Source organism: Pseudomonas sp. GD03842, assembly GCF_029841165.1.
Classification (GTDB): domain Bacteria; phylum Pseudomonadota; class Gammaproteobacteria; order Pseudomonadales; family Pseudomonadaceae; genus Aquipseudomonas.
Map to the genome: position 1 here is coordinate 199,715 of NZ_JAOCEA010000009.1, position 16,926 is coordinate 216,640.

Below are 16,926 nucleotides of genomic sequence, written 5' to 3' on the forward strand. Positions count from 1 at the left end.
TTATTCAGTTGCTGAATGGCGGGTCGGCTTTCGACGCCCGTCGATCATTTCGCCTCGCTCTTCCCGCTGTCATATCGGGTGTTGAACGCCTGGACGAAAGCGTTGCGCAGAATCTGCAGAAATGCCTGAAACGCGCTGACCTTCTGGTTGTGCACACTGCCGTTGAGCTCGACCCGGGTGGCGAATTGATTTTTGCGCTGATTTTTCAGCACGGTTTCGCTGGCGCCGACCATGGCCTCCCAGACCGAGCGGAAGAAGCCCTTGTTCTGGTTCTCCACGTCCTGCTGCCAGTTGAAGATGTCGACGTCGCGCAGCAGGGGTTTGATGTAGCCGCTGAGCTGGCCCTTGTTTGCCTGCGCCTCGATGACGATGTCACCGCTACCCGCGTTGAAATCGAACTTGCCATAAGCCGAGGCGAAATCGTTCATGCTTTTGAGCTGCAGGTCCGTGGCGCGCAGCTTGAAGTCGAAATCCTCGAAGTTGCTGAAGGGATCGAAGGTGGCACTGGACTCAAGTGGCGATTGGCCCATCAGCAGGGCCTTGCCCTCGAAGCGCGCGTCGCGCTTACCCGCCTGATCGACGACATTGGTGATGTTGTAGATGCTCGCGTTGACCTTGTCGGCTTCGATTTTGACTTTGGGCGTGGAATTGAAGTTGCTGAAGGTGATTTTGCCGTTATCGACGCGCACCTCGTTGAGGGTGATGGGCAACAGCTTATCCAGTTGCGCGCGCCAGTCGGTCCCGGCACCGGTCTGCGACTGCTGTTTGTCGGTACCGCCGTCGACGAAATTGAGTTCCGGGTTCAGAAAGGCAACCTCGGCCACCACAGCATGGTCGTACCACAATGAGTGCCAACTCACCGACACGTCGATCAAGGGGGCCTTGAGCAGCGGAACGGGCACCTTGCCATCGGTCTTGACGATATCCAGGCCGTTGATCCGGTAGGCGCCGCGCCACAGCGCCAGGTCGACATCGGTCACATGGCCGCGGTAGTCGCCCATGTCGGCCAGTTTTTCATTGAGGTAGTTGCGCACCACGTAGGGCAGGGCAATGTGGATGGCGATCAGCAGCACGACGAGGCCCACGACTGTCCACAGCGGCCAGCTATAGCGACGTTTCATGACGACATTCTCCGGATGACTGAGGCTGTTGACTCCTGGCACCAGCATCGGTTCGCCTCGACTGGACGCCATACACGCTCAAGGCATAGGCTTTGGGCTTTTCCCCCACCTGCACAAGGACCCGGTCATGAGCCGTATTTTCGCAGACAACGCCCACTCCATCGGCAACACGCCGCTGGTCCAGATCAATCGCCTGGCGCCGCGTGGGGTCACGATTCTGGCCAAAATCGAGGGGCGCAACCCGGGGTATTCGGTCAAATGCCGCATTGGCGCGAACATGATCTGGGACGCGGAAAGCAAGGGCAAACTCAAGCCGGGCATGACCATCGTCGAGCCGACCTCGGGCAACACCGGGATCGGCCTGGCTTTCGTGGCGGCCGCGCGCGGTTACAAGCTGATGTTGACCATGCCGGCGTCGATGAGCATCGAACGTCGCAAGGTGCTCAAGGCGCTGGGCGCCGAGCTGGTGTTGACCGAGCCCGCCAAGGGCATGAAAGGCGCGATTGCCAAGGCTGAAGAATTGGTGGCCAGCGAACCGGCCACGTATTTCATGCCGGGGCAGTTCGAGAACCCGGCCAACCCCGCCATCCACGAAAAGACCACAGGGCCCGAAATCTGGAACGACACCGATGGCGCCATCGACGTGCTGGTCGCGGGCGTGGGCACCGGCGGCACCATTACCGGCGTTTCCCGCTACATCAAGAAAACCATGAACAAACCGATTCTATCCGTTGCCGTTGAGCCGATGATTTCGCCGATTATCACTCAGGCGCTCGCCGGGGAAGAAATCACCCCCAGCCCGCACAAGATTCAGGGCATTGGCGCCGGTTTCATTCCGCAAAACCTCGACTTGTCGATCATCGACAAGGTGGAGCTGGTCAGCGACGACGAAGCCAAAGCCATGGCGTTGCGCTTGATGCAGGAAGAGGGGATTCTCTGCGGAATTTCCTGTGGCGCGGCGATGCAGGCCGCCGTACGCCTGGCCGAGAAACCGGAAATGCAGGGCAAGACGATCGTCGTGATCCTGCCGGACTCGGGGGAGCGTTACCTGTCGAGCATGCTGTTCAGTGACCTGTTTACCGAGCAGGAATTGACCCAGTAGTCGTCTCTGACCACGGCCTGGCTTTTTACCGGGCCGACGAAGGCTTATGATGGGCGCCATTCAGATCCCGCCGCAGGCCTGATATAGGTCATGGGGCGGGTTTCGCAGTGATTTAGAATGCGTTCGATCAGCTTGCGATTCCTGTAGGAGCGTGGCTTGTCCCGCGATCTGCCGCAAAGCGGCAGTAAACCGGCGTAACCCGATGCATCTGACAGCACCGGTTGCGCCGCTTTACGACGACTGCGCCGCCGATCGCGGGACAAGCCACGCTCCCACAATGGCTTCAGTGCAACGATGGTTTCACGCCTGTTCAAGGAGCGTTTCATGACCCTTTCTTTTGCTGCCAAAGCGGCGATTCTGCTGCTGTTTTTGGGTAGCACGCTGTACGTGCACTTGCGCGGCAAGGCGCGTCTGCCGGTATTGCGCCAATTCGTGAACCACTCTGCATTGTTCGCACCCTACAACGCCCTGATGTACCTGTTTTCCAGTGTGCCGTCCAAACCGTACCTGGACCGCAGCAAGTTCCCGGAGCTGGACGTGCTCAAGGACAACTGGGAAGTCATCCGTGACGAGGCCATGCACCTGTTCGACGAAGGCTACATTCGCGCCGCCGCCAAGGATAACGACGCCGGCTTCGGATCGTTCTTCAAGAAAGGCTGGAAGCGTTTTTACCTTAAGTGGTACGACAAACCGCTGCCATCGGCCGAGGCGCTGTGCCCGAAGACGGTCGAACTGGTCAGCCGCATCCCCAACGTCAAGGGCGCCATGTTCGCGCTGCTGCCAGGCGGCAGCCATTTGAACCCGCATCGCGATCCGTTCGCCGGTTCCCTGCGCTACCACTTGGGCTTGTCCACGCCGAACTCCGATGACTGCCGGATTTTCGTCGACGGCAAGGTCTACGCCTGGCGCGACGGGGAAGACGTGATGTTCGACGAGACCTACGTGCATTGGGTCAAGAACGAAACCGAGATGACTCGGGTGATCCTGTTCTGTGACATCGAGCGGCCACTGAGCAACCGTTTCATGACTCGCGTCAACCGCAGCGTCAGCGCATTTCTCGGTCGCGCCACTGCGCCGCAGAACACCGATGACGAGCGGGTGGGCGGTATCAACCAGGCCTACGCGTTCAGCAAACGCTTCAGCAACGTGATCAGCGGCAAGGTCAAGCAGTTCAAGCGCGCCAACCCCAAGGCCTATCGCATCCTGCGTCCGGTGCTGGCGGTGGCGGTGCTGACGCTGCTGGGTTACTGGCTGTTCGGCTAGGTTTGTCGGAGGGCGCGCCAGAGCCTTCGGGTTAATAGCACGTCCATTCAATCCCGTACCGGCCCACGCATCGACCATGAGCGCACTGTTCGCTCCTGGAGAAGATGTGTATGCGCGCTCGATTTCTGATGATTTCCGCCACTGTTCTTGGCCTTGCCGGGCCTTTGGCGGTGGCGCCTGCCGTCTTCGCCCAGCCGGGGCCGGTCGCGGTCGCCGTGGCGCCGCAATATGACACCACCCACGTCTATGTCGCCCCTGCGGATGTCGACCGTTTCGTGCAGAGTTTCACGGCGACCTTCGGAGGGCAGAGCACGCCGCAGGTGGTCGTCAACGTGTTGCCCGTACCCAGCAGCACCACGTCGCAATTGATCCAGACGCCGGTGGGCACGGTGTCGCTGTTCGGTTTCACGACACCCATTCCTCACCCGTTCGGTCAGGAGCGCAATGGCTACCTGGTGAAAGACATGGACGTCGCGCTCAAGGAAGCCCGCAAGGCGGGGGCCGACGTGATCGTTTCCGATTTCCCTGATCCGATTGGCCGTGACGCCGTGGTCCAATGGCCGGGCGGCGTCAATATGCAGCTCTACTGGCACACCAAAACGCCGAACTACGCGCCGTTCCAGACGGTTCCGGAAAACCGCGTCTACGTCTCCAAAGACCGCGCACCGGCCTTCGTCAAATCCTTCTTGGCGTTCTCCCAGGGCAAAGTGGTGAACGACACGAAGAAAGCGCCGGGCGTGGAAATCGGGCGTGCCGATGTGACCTACGAACGCATCCGCATCGAATCGCCCTTCGGCAAGATGGTCGTGCTGGCCACTGACGGTCACCTGCCGTATCCGTTCGGCCACGACACCACCGGTTACGAAGTCAGTAATTTGAAAGAGACCTTGGGCAAGGCCGCGGCGGCGGGCGTGAAAACCCTCGTCGAGCCATTCACCAGCGAAGGTCGGCAGGCCGCAGTGGTCGAGTTTCCCGGGGGCTATGTCGCTGAAATCCATCAACTCAACACCGCGGGCTGACGGGTGGCTTGTACAGGAATCCGGCGGAGCTTGAGCGGTGTCTGGCTGGCCTTCAGCCTGCCGCTCATCGGTGCTCAGGCCCACGCCGCCGACGGCGCATCGCGTCCGGTCATCAAGACCAACCGCTGGCAGGAAGACTGGTCGGTGCTGGCGGATCCGGCCCTGCGCACCGAGCCGCTGGACAGCCTGAAGTACATCCCGTTGTCCGGCGACGATCCGCACACGTACCTGTCCTTGGGCAGTACGTTGCGCGAACGTTTCGAAATGAACGACGCCAGTAGTTTCGGCACGCGAAACATCGCACGCGATGCCTACCTGCTGCAGCGTTTTCAGGTCCACGCGGATCTGCATTTCAATGAAAACTGGCGGCTGTTCACCCAGCTCGAGGACGTGCGCGCCTACGACAAGACCACCCTTGGCGGTGCGGACCAGAACCGTACGGACCTGCGTCTGGCTTTTCTCGAGTACATCAATACCTTTGGCGACAACACCTTCAAGGCGCGGGTCGGGCGGCAGGATTTCGCGTTCGACCTGCAGCGTTTCATTTCTTCCCGTGATGGCCCGAACGTGCGGCAGTCGTTCGATGCCCTGTGGGCGGATTGGGAAACCGGGCTGTGGCGATTCATCGGGATCGCCAGCCGACCGGTGCAGTATCAGGACGAGCGCCATTTCGACGACCGCTCTAATCATGACTTCCGCTTTCACCTCTTGCGCGTCGAGCGGCTCGTCGGTGGCAGTAACGAGCTGTCGGCCTACGTCGGCCTGTTCGAGCGCGACGAGGCCAGCTATCTGGACGCTGACGGGGCCGAGCATCGAAACATTTTCGACGCCCGCCTGGGCGGATCGGCGGCAGGTTATGACTGGGACCTCGAGGCCATGGGGCAGACCGGTTCGGTCGGTTCCAAAAGCATTCGGGCCTGGGCGGCGGGCAGCCGGGTGGGGTATACCTTCTCGGACACGACCTGGACGCCGCGCCTTGGCCTGCAACTGGACGCTGCGTCGGGCGACCGGCAGCGCGGTGACGGGACGCTGGGAACGTTCAACCCGCTGTTCCCCAATGGCTATTACTTTTCATTGGGTGGCTACACCGGGTACGCGAACATTCTTCATATCAAGCCATCGATCACCGTCAAACCCATTACCAAGCTCAGTGTGCAGACCGCCATCGGCCTGCAGTGGCGCGAGACCACCGAGGATGCGGTCTACGTGCAGCCCAATATTGCCATCGCCGGGACGGCGGGGCAGGGCAGCCGCTGGACGGGTGCCTACGGTCAAGTGCGGACCGATTACGCCTTCACCCGTAACCTGAGCGGTGCGATCGAGGCGGTGCACTATGACGTCGGGCAGGCAGTGCGAGATGCCGGGGGGCATGACAGCAACTACCTGGGGGTCGAGTTGAAATTCAGTTGGTGACCCTCAGGGCCGGTGTCGCAATTGGCGGTTGCATGGGTGCCGGTCGGCTGGGTATAGTCGTCGCCGGTACTGCAACACGTTGCAATGTCCTGGTACTCCTCTTTCTCAAAGGCGCAGACAATGCCTGCATTCGGCCCACACATCGCGTTCCACGCCGCAGCCGTCGCTGCTGCCGATCCGTGCGGGTGCATGCAAGTCGCCTTTATCACGCGTTACCCTCCACCTTCTCCTGTGAGCAGCCCGGTCGTGTGCGTCGTCGCACCGCCTGCCGTGGTTGTGCTGGGCTGATCGACGCTTCTCACGCTGTCGATCCTCGCCTGCAACACCCAACAAAACGTATGTGAATCCGGTTTCGCGCCGGGTCCGATTTTGTCTGAATCACAGGTGACACCATGTTCGCTAACAAAGCCCTGGCCTCGCTGGCCACGACGACCCTGTTCGTTCTGCTGTGGAGCAGCGGAGCGATCGTTTCCAAGTGGGGTCTGACCCACGCATCGCCCTTTGCCTTTCTGTTGTTCCGATTCGTACTGGCGCTGATCGCGCTGGCCATTCTGATTCCCTCCCTGGGCTACAGGCTGCCCGCCACCGGCCAGCCGATGCGCTTCGCCCTGATGACGGGTGCCGTGCTGCTGGGCGCCTACCAAATCTGTTATCTGCTGGCACTGGACATGAAAGTGGCGCCGGGGGTCATGGCGACCATCATGGGCGTGCAGCCGATTCTCACCGCCGTCATGGTGGAGCGCAGCCGTTCAGTGTCGAGGATGTTCGGCTTGAGCTTGGGGCTGGCCGGTCTGGTGTTGGTGGTGTTCCAAGGGATTGGCGATGGTGGATCCCTGGCCGGCATGCTGTTCGGCGTGCTGGGCATGTTGGCCATGACCGGCGGCTCGATCATGCAGAAACGCATCACCGACAACCCGCTCGGCACCCTGCCGGTTCAGTATTTCGCTGGAACGCTGGTGTGCGCGGCCTTCGTGCCGTTTCAACCCTTCCACTTCGAGCACAGCGTCGGCTTCTACGTGCCTGTGCTGTATATGGGGCTGGTGGTTTCGGTCTTGGCGACCTTCTTGCTGTACCGACTGATCGCCCAGGGCAACCTGGTCAATGTCACCAGTCTTTTCTATCTGGTGCCCGCAGTGACCGCCATTATGGATTACCTGATCTTCGGCAATCGCCTGGCGTTGTTGAGCGTATTGGGCATGGTGTTGATCGTGGTGGGGCTGATGTTCGTGTTCCGCAAGTCGAAGTAGCGGCTCGCGGTGACCGTTGTTGCGGTCACCGTGGATCTCGCTCAACGCTAGGGGGCGATGGCGTTTCGTCAGCCGCCGCCCCCTGTTTCTGCTAGCGCGGGGGTCAATCAACTCAGGCTGACGTGGCGGCTCAGCAACGCACGCAGTGCGGCAGGCTTCACCGGTTTGGCCAGGTAGTCCAGCCCCGCGGCGTGCACCTGCGCCACCAGTTCCGGACGACCATCGGCACTGATCAACACGCCGGGCACCGGCTCGCCCAACTGCGTGCGCAGCCAGGCCATCAGATCAGTGCCGGTTTCGCCGTGGTCCAGGTGGTAATCCACCAGCGCCAGATGAGGGCGTACGCCCTCGTTGAGCAGGGCCTGGCATTCGTCGCGATTGCGCGCCGTCCACACTTGGCAACCCCAGCGGCTGAGCAGGCTGTTCATCCCGATGAGGATGCTGTCTTCATTATCGATGCACAGCACCTGCGTTCCGTTGAGAGCGGCTTTCTTCGGTTCTGTCCCCTCGGCTTGCGGCACGTCTTGCGTACGCGCCAGCGGCACCTCGACACTGAACACGCTGCCTTGGCCTGGCCAAGAGCGCACCTCCAGCGTGTGCCCCAACACGCGGCACAGGCCATCGGCAATCGCCAGCCCCAGCCCAAGACCCTTTTCAGCGCGGGTCTGATGGCTGTCCAGGCGTTTGAACTCCTCGAAGATCACCTGACGTTTGTCTTCGGGAATGCCCGGGCCTCGGTCCCACACCTCCAGGCTCACGTTCGCCCCCTTGCGTCGCACTCCCAGCAGGATCGGCCCTTTGGCGTAGCGGAAGGCGTTGGTCAGGAAGTTTTGCAGCACCCGGCGCAGCAGCTTGGCGTCGCTGGCCACGCGCAAGTGACTGCCGCGCACTCGAAAGCTCAAGCCTTGCTCGTGCGCCAGCGCCTTGAATTCGGCACCGAGGGTGTCGAACAGGTTGTTGAGGGGAAAAGGTGTGATGGTCGGCGTGAACTTGCCGTTTTCCAGCCGGGAAATGTCGAGCAAATCGCTGATCAGGTCTTCGGCGGAGCGTAACGAACTGTCCAGGTGCTGGATCAGTTTCAAGGCCTCCTCCGGGATGCGCTCGTCAACGTGCAGCAGCGCTGCGGAAAACAGCCGTGCGGCGTTCATGGGTTGCATCAGGTCGTGGCTGACCGCCGCCAGGAAGCGCGTCTTGGACTGGTTGGCCGCTTCGGCGTGGGCCTTGGCCTCGGTCAGGGCCAGGTTCAATTGCGAGAGCTCGCGGGTCCGTTCGGCCACGCGCTGTTCGAGGCTTTCGTTGGCGCCCTTGAGCGCCTGCTCGGCGTCGCGGAAGGCCGTGATGTCGGTGAAGCTCATGACGAACCCACCCCCTGGCATGGGGTTGCCGATCAGCTCGATCACACGGCCGTTGGGAAACAGGCGCTCGGAGGTGTGGGCACGACCCTGGCGCATCCAGTGCAGACGCCGGGCGACATGCACTTCCGCCTCACCCGGGCCCAGCAGGCCGCGCTCGGCGTTGTACCGGATGATGTCGGCAATCGGCCGGCCCACGCTGATCAGCCCGTCCGGGTAGTTGAACAGTTCGAGATAGCGGTCGTTCCAGGCCACCAGCCTCAAGGACTGATCCACCACGCTGATGCCTTGGGTGATGTTCTCGATGGCCCCTTGCAACAGCGCGCGGTTGAATTGCAGGACTTCCGACGCCTCGTCGGCGATGCGCACCACATCTTCAAGCTGCATGTCGCGGCCTTCGATGGCGGCTTTGACCACCGCGCGTGTGGACGACGTCCCCAGTACGCCAGACAGCAGGCGCTCGGTGTGGGCGATCCACTCACCGTTGGCGTTCTGATTCGGATTGAAGCCCTTGCCTTGCCGGTAGGCGAAGCGAATGAAGCTCTGTTGCGCGCGTTCTTCGCCGACGAAACGTGCCGACAGTTTGAGCAAGTCTTCGATTTGCACGGCCAGCAGAGAGCGCTGGTGAGGGCGCGCGTTCAACTCCTGGCCAATGAACCGCCCGGCCTGCCAGTGCTCGGAGACGCGGGTCCGCGAGAGCAGGGACACCCACACGAACAAGGCGAAATTCCCCGCCATCGACAGCACCACGCCTTGCGTCAATGGAGAAATCGGCAGGTTGAATGGATTGCCGTGCAGCCAAGCCAGGAGTGGAAAACTGTTCAACGACCAGCCCATGCTGTGCGTGGCCAATGGCAGCACCAGGGTGTAGAACCAGATGAACACCCCCGCCGCCAGACCCGCGAACACACCGCGGCGGTTGGCAGGCTTCCAGTAGAGGGCGCCGATCATGGCCGGGGCCAGTTGCGTGATCGCGGCGAAGGCGATCTGCCCGATGGTGGCCAGGCTGGCCGTCGAACCCAACAGGCGATAGCTGACGTACGCCAGCAGCAGAATCACGACGATGCTGACCCGACGGACCGAGAGCATCCAGTAGCGGAAGACTTCGAAGGGGCGTTCGGCCGTTTTGCGCCGTAACAGCCAAGGCAGCAGCATGTCGTTGGACACCATGGTCGACAGCGCGACGCTGGCGACGATCACCATGCCGGTGGCGGCCGACGCGCCGCCGATGAACGCCAGCATGGCCAGAGCCGGGTGAGCATGGGCCAATGGCACGCTGATCACGAAGGAGTCAGGCAGTACCGAGGTGGGCAGCAGCATCTGCCCGGCGAGGGCGATCGGCACCACGAACAGGCCGGCGAGCAGCAGGTAGGTCGGGAACACCCACTTGGCCAGGCGCAGGTCCTGCGGTTCGATGTTTTCCACGACGGTGACATGAAACTGCCGGGGCAGGCACACGATGGCCATCATCGCCACGCCGGTCTGCACCACCATCGACGGCCAGTTGATGGTTTCCTCCCAGTACGCCTCCAGCCGCGGTGCCAGCATGGCCTGATTGAACAGATCGTCGACCCCGTCATACAGGCCGAACGTCACGAACACGCCTACGGCCATGAACGCGAACAGCTTGACCAGTGATTCGAATGCGATGGCCAGCACCATGCCCCGGTGGTGCTCGGTGGCGTCCAGATTGCGCGTGCCGAAGACGATGGTGAACAGTGCCAGCACCAGCGACACGATCAGCGCCGTGTCCTGTGCGCGCGTGCCGGTGGCGTCGGCTCCCGCGCCGATCAGAATGTTCACCCCCAGCACGATGCCTTTGAGTTGCAGCGCGATGTAAGGGAGCACGCCGATCAGGCAGATCAGTGCCACCACCACCGCCAGTGTCTGGGATTTGCCGTAACGGGCGGCGATGAAGTCGGCGATGGAGGTGATGTTTTCCTGTTTACTGATCAGCACCATCTTCTGCATCACCCAGGGCGCCAGCACCATCATGACGATGGGGCCCAGGTAGATCGGCAAAAACGACCACAGTTGTTCAGCAGCCTGGCCGACCGCGCCGAAGAAGGTCCAACTGGTGCAGTACACCGCCAACGACAGGCTGTACACCCACGCGCGCAGACGCGGCGGCAAGGCTGCGCTGCGCCGGTCGCCGTAGAAGGCGATGGCGAACATGATGGCCATATAGGCCAGGGCGACGGCAGCGATCAATCCGCTGGACAGTGACATGACGACTCCGAATTCGGGCAACGACAATCGGCGGTGATCCTTCACCGGTTGGACAGTCTCGCATGGCGAGTGGCGTTCGTCTTTCTCGACCAAGGTCGCAGCGGCGGGGTGTCGCAGGGGACTGATTTCGCATATCTGTAAAATCTATGACTGATAGAGAAATTACCCGCTTAGTCGATAACAGTGGGCAATTTAATATGGTGACCACCTCACGAGAGGAGAGGAGCCGTCCATGAGTCACCCCTTGTTTCTGCTGCCCAAACCCTTCGGCCAATTGAGCCACCCCCTTGAAGTCATTCGCCAGTTCACCCCGAATTGGTTCGCTGCGACCATGGGCACAGGGGTTCTGTCAGCGGCCCTGACCCAGCTTCCTTTTCCGGTGCCCGGCCTGTGGTCACTGGCCGAGGCGTTGTGGTGCTTCGATGTCGTCCTGTTCCTGATCTTCGGTTTTCTATACGCCGCCCGCTGGGTGATGTTTTTCGATGAAGCGCGGCGGATCTTCGGGCATTCAACGGTTTCGATGTTTTTCGGCACTGTCCCGATGGGCTTGGCCACCCTCATCAATGGGCTGTTGATTTTCGGTCTGCCCCGTTGGGGCAGCGCGGTGATGCCCCTGGCCGAGATGCTGTGGTGGGTCGATGTGGTGATGGCATTGGCCTGCGGCATATTGATTCCATTCTTGATGTTCACTCGCCAAGAGCACAGCATCGATCAGATGACCGCCGTCTGGCTGTTACCGGTGGTGGCCGCGGAAGTCGCTGCGGCCAGCGGCGGTTTGCTGGCGCCGCATCTGACGGACGCGCACCGTCAGTTCAACGTCCTCGTCACCGGCTATGTGCTGTGGGGGCTGTCGGTGCCGGTGGCATTCAGCATTCTGACGATCCTGGTGCTGCGCATGGCGCTGCACAAGTTGCCCCACGCCAACATGGCCGCATCGAGTTGGCTGGCGCTCGGACCGATCAGCACCGGGGCGTTTGGCCTGTTGGTATTGGGCGCTGACTCACCAGCCATTTTTGCCGCCAATGGGTTGCCCGGCATCGGCGACGTTGCGGCAGGGCTGGGCTTGATCGCAGGCATCGTACTGTGGGGCGTCGGTGTGTGGTGGCTGCTGCTCGCCGTGCTGATCACCCTGCGTTACCTGCGCAACGGCATCCCGTTCAATCTGGGCTGGTGGGCGTTCACCTTCCCACTCGGTGTGTTTGCCCTGACCACCCTGAGGCTGGGCAGCGTGCTGCATCTGGAATTCTTCGCCGTGCTCGGCAGCGTATTGGTGATCGGGCTGGCAACGTTGTGGCTGGTCATCATGAAGCGAACGCTGGTGGGGGCCTACAAAGGCGAGCTGTTCGTTTCACCTTGCATCGCCAGATCGCGTGGCTGATTGCCCTCAGATCTGGCGGAGCGAAGCACATTTGCCCTGAAATGATCGACATCCCCTCGGCCAGCGTTTTCAATGTGGCTCGGGTCGGCGCTGTGGCGTCCTCCCGAAGCTGCATTCAAAAAGCCGAGCACGGCGCTATTCAGGACCACGGACGATGAGTCAGACGCAGTTCAGTTTGTTGGGCAAGCGGCGCTTTTTGCCGTTTTTCGTGACCCAGTCCCTTGGGGCGTTCAATGACAACATCTTCAAGCAATCGCTGATCCTTGCCATTCTCTACAAGCTGACCCTCGACGGTGACCGATCGATTTACGTCAACCTCTGCGCCTTGCTGTTCATCCTGCCCTTCTTCCTGTTTTCGGCACTGGCTGGGCAATTTGGCGAGAAATACCCCAAGGACAGGTTGATCCGCATGATCAAGGCGCTGGAGATCGGCATCATGCTGGTCGGGGCGCTCGGGTTCCTCTTCGACCACCTGTCACTGATGCTCGCGGCGTTGTTCGCCATGGGCACCCATTCGGCGCTGTTCGGCCCGGTGAAGTACTCGATCCTGCCCCAGCATTTGCATGAAAACGAACTGGTGGGTGGCAACGGGCTGGTGGAAATGGGCACTTTTCTGGCCATTCTGGCGGGCACCATCGCTGCCGGGATCATGATGTCGACGACGCACTACGCACCGGTGGTGTCCACCGCCATGGTCGCGGTGGCGTGTCTGGGGTACCTCGCCAGCCGAAGCATCCCCCCGGCAGCGGCCGCCACGCCCGACCTGCGCCTGAACTGGAACATTTTCAGCGAATCCTGGGCCACCCTCAAACTCGGCCTGGGGCAGACCAAAGCGGTGTCCCGCTCCATCGTCGGCAATTCCTGGTTCTGGTTCGTCGGCGCGATTTATCTGACCCAGATCCCGGCCTATGCCAAGGAATTTCTTTACGGCGACGAAACCGTCGTCACCCTGATCCTGACGGTCTTTTCTATCGGCATCGCCGCGGGTTCCTTGCTCTGCGAGCGGTTGTCGGGCCACAAAGTGGAAATCGGCCTGGTCCCATTCGGCTCCATGGGCCTGACGGTATTCGGGCTGTTGCTGTGGTGGCACTCGGGGGGATTCCCGCAAAACGTCCAGGACAACGACTGGCTGGCCGTCCTGAGTTACGACCAGGCGTGGTGGGTGTTGCTGGACGTCCTCGGTATCGGCATTTTCGGCGGCTTCTATATCGTGCCGCTGTACGCCCTGATCCAGTCCCGCACCCCGGAGAAAGAACGCTCGCGGGTGATCGCGTCCAACAACATTCTCAATGCGCTGTTCATGGTGGTGTCGGCGATCGTGTCGATCATCTTTCTCAGCGTGGTGAAAATGTCGATCCCGCAGCTGTTCCTGGTCATCTCGCTGATGAACATCGCGGTCAACGCTTACATCTTCAAGATCGTCCCCGAATTCACCATGCGCTTCATGATCTGGCTGCTCAGCCATTCCATGTACCGCGTCGAGCATCGCGACCTTGAGCAAATCCCTGATGAGGGCGCGGCGCTGCTGGTTTGCAACCATGTGTCGTTCGTCGATGCGCTGCTGATCGCAGGTTCGGTGCGTCGGCCTATCCGTTTCGTCATGTACTACAAAATCTTCAACCTGCCGGTGCTCAACTTCATCTTCCGCACGGCGGGCGCGATTCCGATTGCCGGGCGGGGCGAGGACCTGCTCATCTACGACCAGGCGTTCAAACGTATCGCCGAATACCTTGAAGACGGCGAGCTGGTGTGCATTTTCCCCGAAGGAAAACTGACCACCACAGGTGAAATCGACGCGTTCAAAGGTGGCATGACCCGCGTGCTGGAGGAAACCCATGTGCCGGTGATTCCCCTGGCGTTGCAAGGGCTGTGGGGCAGCTTCTTCAGCCGAGACCCCAATAAAGGTGTGTTTCGGCGGTTGTGGTCGCGGGTGACGCTGGTGGCGGGGCCTGCGATTGCGGGGGATGCCTCGCAACCTGCAGCGGTGCGCGAACGAGTGGCGGCGTTGAGAGGGGATGTGCGCTAGTCAAGGCACTCCGAGGAGAATCGGAGTGCCGTTCCTCTGGGCATCAGGCGATATCGACGTAGGCTGGAGCGCCGTTATCGCCAGCACCCTTGCATCGCGAATGAATTCGCTCTCACGGTATCGAGCGGGGTATCGGATGATACGGATCAGCCCACCACCGGCCGGTCTTCCGTCACGGCATCATCCGGCGCCATTTTCCTGAAATACGTCGAAAGCAACGCCCCGGATATGTTGTGCCACACGCTGAACAGCGCGCTGGGCACTGCCGCCAGTGGCGAGAAGTGGGCGCTGGCCAGTGCGGCGCCCAGGCCGGAGTTCTGCATGCCGACTTCCAAGGCCAGCGACTTGCGTTGCGGCAGCGGCAGTTTGAACAGCTTGCCGGTGAAGTAGCCCAGCAGGAAACCGAAGCTGTTGTGCAGGACGACCACGGCCATGATCAGCAGACCGGATTCGGCGATCTTCGCCTGGCTGGCGGCCACCACGGCGCAGACGATCATCACGATACTGACCACCGAAATCAGCGGCAGCACATCGACGGCATAACTGACTTTTTCGCCGAGCACGCGCTGGGCGATCACGCCGAGGATGATGGGCAGCATCACGAATTGCAGGATCGACCAGAACATATCCATGAAGGACACCGGTAACCAGGCGGAAGCCAGCAGCCAGATCAGCGCCGGGGTCAGCAGCGGGGCGAGGAGGGTGGTCACGGCAGCGATGGCGACCGAGAGCGCCAGGTCGCCTTTGGCCAGCCAGGTCATGACGTTGGATGACGTGCCGCTCGGACAGCAACCGACCAGAATCACCCCGACGGCGATTTCCGCCGGCAGATGGAACACCTGGCACAGCAGCCACGCCACCCCTGGCATGATCACGAAATGGGCGACGACGCCCAGCGCTACGCGCCAGGGATGGCGAACGACCTCAGCGAAGTCTTCAAGCTTCAGGGTCAAGCCCATGCCGAACATGACCAGCCCCAGCAGCGGAACGATCAGGGTCTTGAGGCTGATGAACCAGGTCGGAAACAGGAACGCCAGGACGGCGAACAGCAGCACCCAGTAGGCGAAGGTGTTGCCGACAAAACGACTCAATGCAGCCAGCGCACGCATGGCTTGCTCCTTTTATTGTTAATAGACACAGATTCCAACCTGTAGGAGCGCGCTTGCCCGCCATTGCGGTGTGTCATACAGCTTCTATGCGTCTGACACACCGCAATCGCGGGCAAGCGCTCCTACAGGGTTGCGGCGTTAGATTTTACGGGCTCAGATCCCCTGCGGAATCTCTTCGCCACCCAGTGCTTCGAACAGTTCTGGCAGGAATTCGCCGAAGGTCAGCATCATCAAAGTGAAGCTGGCATCGAGCTGGCCCAACGCGTCGTCGCCGCCATCCTGCTCGGCCTGATCCTGGAGCAGGTCTTCGAATTTCAGGCGCTTGACGCTCAGTTTGTCGTCCAGCACGAACGATAATTTGTCTTGCCAGGCCAGGGACAGTTGGGTGACGACCTTGCCCGTGCTCAGGTGCAGCTGGATTTCGTCGCTGGTCAGGTCTTGACGCTTGCACTTCACGATGCCGCCGTCTTCGTGGGTGTCGCGCAGTTCGCATTCGTCCAGCACGAAGAAGTTGTTGGCGGTTTCGCCGGTCTTGACCCAGTCGGTCATGATCGCGGTTGGCGCGGTCTTGACGGTGACCGGGCGCACCGGCAGCGAGCCAACCACTTCACGCAGGGTCGACAGCAGGTCTTCGGCGCGTTTCGGGCTGGAGGCGTTGACCAGGATCAGGCCTTGCTTCGGCGCGATGGCCGCGAAGGTGGAGGATTTGCGAATGAAGGCACGCGGCAGGAACGCCTGGACGATTTCATCCTTGAGCTGATCGCGTTCCTTTTTATAGACCTTGCGCATTTGCTCGGTCTCGATTTCTTCGATTTTCTCTTTCAGCGCATCGTTGACCACGCTGCCGGGCAGGATGCGCTCTTCCTTGCGGGCCGAGACCAGCATGAAATCGCCGCTGACGTGCACCAGCGGAGCGTCCTCGCCCTTGCCGAACGGCGCGATGAAACCGTACGTGGTCAGCTCCTGGCTGGCACAAGCGCGTGCAGGCTTGGTCGCCAGTGCGGTTTCCAGCGCCTCGGCGTCAAATGGCAGATCCTGAGTCAGGCGATACACGAGCAGGTTTTTGAACCACATGGGTTACATCTCTCCTTATACAAAGGGGGGCATTATTCGCTGCTGCGACCCCGCGGCCAACCCTGATGTAAGCCTTTGGCAGGATTATAAAAATTATTTGAAAAAGTGCTTGCCAGAGGTAGGAACGCTCCGTAGAATGCGCGCCACACCGAGAGACAAGGGTGATTAGCTCAGCCGGGAGAGCATCTGCCTTACAAGCAGAGGGTCGGCGGTTCGATCCCGTCATCACCCACCACTCGATGAAGGTGTTACGCGCAGCGGTAGTTCAGTCGGTTAGAATACCGGCCTGTCACGCCGGGGGTCGCGGGTTCGAGTCCCGTCCGCTGCGCCATATTGAGTATCGAGGCCCTTGAACTCCTCGATGCGACAGAGAAAGCGACCTTAGGGTCGTTTTTTTGTGCCTGGAATTTGGTCGTTGCCCGATGCTGATTCGCTTTTGATTCTGCTTGACCGCCGGGCTGCCATAGAAGCAAACGGTGTTGGACCGATTCAGCCCGAAGGACGTAGGCGCGTGGCGTGTCTCGCGATCTGGTGCGAAGCGGCAATAAACCCTGCGAGCTCGGTGTGACTGACACCCTCCAGGTGTCTGATCT

The 16,926-nt window shown here is 61.0% G+C and carries 11 protein-coding genes and 2 tRNA genes; 9 read left to right on the top strand and 4 right to left on the bottom strand.

Annotated features, from left to right (window positions below; genetic code table 11):
• Positions 1-44: 44 nt before the first annotated feature.
• Positions 45-1,121, bottom strand: coding sequence for a DUF748 domain-containing protein (locus tag N5D61_RS15080; RefSeq protein ID WP_279893407.1), 1,077 nt, complete (start codon positions 1,119-1,121; stop codon positions 45-47).
• 127 nt (positions 1,122-1,248) lie between these two features.
• Here N5D61_RS15080 and cysK point away from each other — a divergent pair, with 127 nt between their 5' ends.
• The 5 genes from cysK (at position 1,249) to N5D61_RS15105 (ending at position 7,165) form a co-directional block, all read left to right on the top strand.
• Positions 1,249-2,223, top strand: a complete 975-nt coding sequence (gene cysK / locus N5D61_RS15085; protein ID WP_108235632.1) for a cysteine synthase A — start codon at positions 1,249-1,251, stop codon at positions 2,221-2,223.
• A 324-nt stretch (positions 2,224-2,547) separates the two neighbouring features.
• On the top strand, positions 2,548-3,486 hold the full coding sequence (locus N5D61_RS15090; protein WP_108235631.1) for an aspartyl/asparaginyl beta-hydroxylase domain-containing protein: 939 nt from the start codon (positions 2,548-2,550) through the stop codon (positions 3,484-3,486).
• Between the two features lie 104 nt (positions 3,487-3,590).
• Positions 3,591-4,505: a glyoxalase gene (locus N5D61_RS15095; RefSeq protein WP_279893384.1), complete on the top strand. Its 915-nt coding sequence runs from the start codon at positions 3,591-3,593 to the stop codon at positions 4,503-4,505.
• Between the two features lie 30 nt (positions 4,506-4,535).
• Positions 4,536-5,918 (top strand): alginate export family protein, encoded by a 1,383-nt coding sequence (locus N5D61_RS15100; protein WP_279893385.1) that lies wholly within the window; start codon positions 4,536-4,538, stop codon positions 5,916-5,918.
• 392 nt (positions 5,919-6,310) lie between these two features.
• On the top strand, positions 6,311-7,165 hold the full coding sequence (locus N5D61_RS15105) for a DMT family transporter (protein WP_279893386.1): 855 nt from the start codon (positions 6,311-6,313) through the stop codon (positions 7,163-7,165).
• A gap of 107 nt (positions 7,166-7,272) precedes the next feature.
• Here N5D61_RS15105 and N5D61_RS15110 read toward each other — a convergent pair whose 3' ends face one another.
• Positions 7,273-10,746: a PAS domain-containing hybrid sensor histidine kinase/response regulator gene (locus N5D61_RS15110; protein ID WP_108235628.1), complete on the bottom strand. Its 3,474-nt coding sequence runs from the start codon at positions 10,744-10,746 to the stop codon at positions 7,273-7,275.
• 232 nt (positions 10,747-10,978) lie between these two features.
• Here N5D61_RS15110 and N5D61_RS15115 point away from each other — a divergent pair, with 232 nt between their 5' ends.
• Entirely contained in the window at positions 10,979-12,124 is a 1,146-nt protein-coding gene (locus tag N5D61_RS15115) for a TDT family transporter (protein WP_279893387.1), read from the top strand.
• Positions 12,125-12,278: 154 nt separating this feature from the next.
• Complete coding sequence (locus N5D61_RS15120; protein ID WP_279893388.1) at positions 12,279-14,150, top strand: MFS transporter; 1,872 nt, start codon at positions 12,279-12,281, stop codon at positions 14,148-14,150.
• A 146-nt stretch (positions 14,151-14,296) separates the two neighbouring features.
• On the opposite strand, the gene N5D61_RS15125 is transcribed toward N5D61_RS15120, so the two are convergent.
• Together N5D61_RS15125 and rdgC are read right to left on the bottom strand one after the other, a co-directional pair.
• The gene (locus N5D61_RS15125) at positions 14,297-15,259 is read right to left on the bottom strand and encodes a bile acid:sodium symporter family protein (RefSeq protein WP_108235625.1); all 963 of its coding nucleotides are present in this window, start codon (positions 15,257-15,259) and stop codon (positions 14,297-14,299) included.
• Positions 15,260-15,412: 153 nt separating this feature from the next.
• Positions 15,413-16,333 (bottom strand): recombination-associated protein RdgC, encoded by a 921-nt coding sequence (gene rdgC, locus N5D61_RS15130; protein ID WP_108235624.1) that lies wholly within the window; start codon positions 16,331-16,333, stop codon positions 15,413-15,415.
• 159 nt (positions 16,334-16,492) lie between these two features.
• Between rdgC and N5D61_RS15135 the strand changes: the two genes are divergently transcribed.
• Both N5D61_RS15135 and N5D61_RS15140 read left to right on the top strand, forming a co-directional pair.
• Positions 16,493-16,568, top strand: a tRNA-Val gene (locus N5D61_RS15135).
• 19 nt (positions 16,569-16,587) lie between these two features.
• Positions 16,588-16,664 (top strand) — tRNA-Asp (locus N5D61_RS15140).
• Positions 16,665-16,926 lie beyond the last annotated feature (262 nt).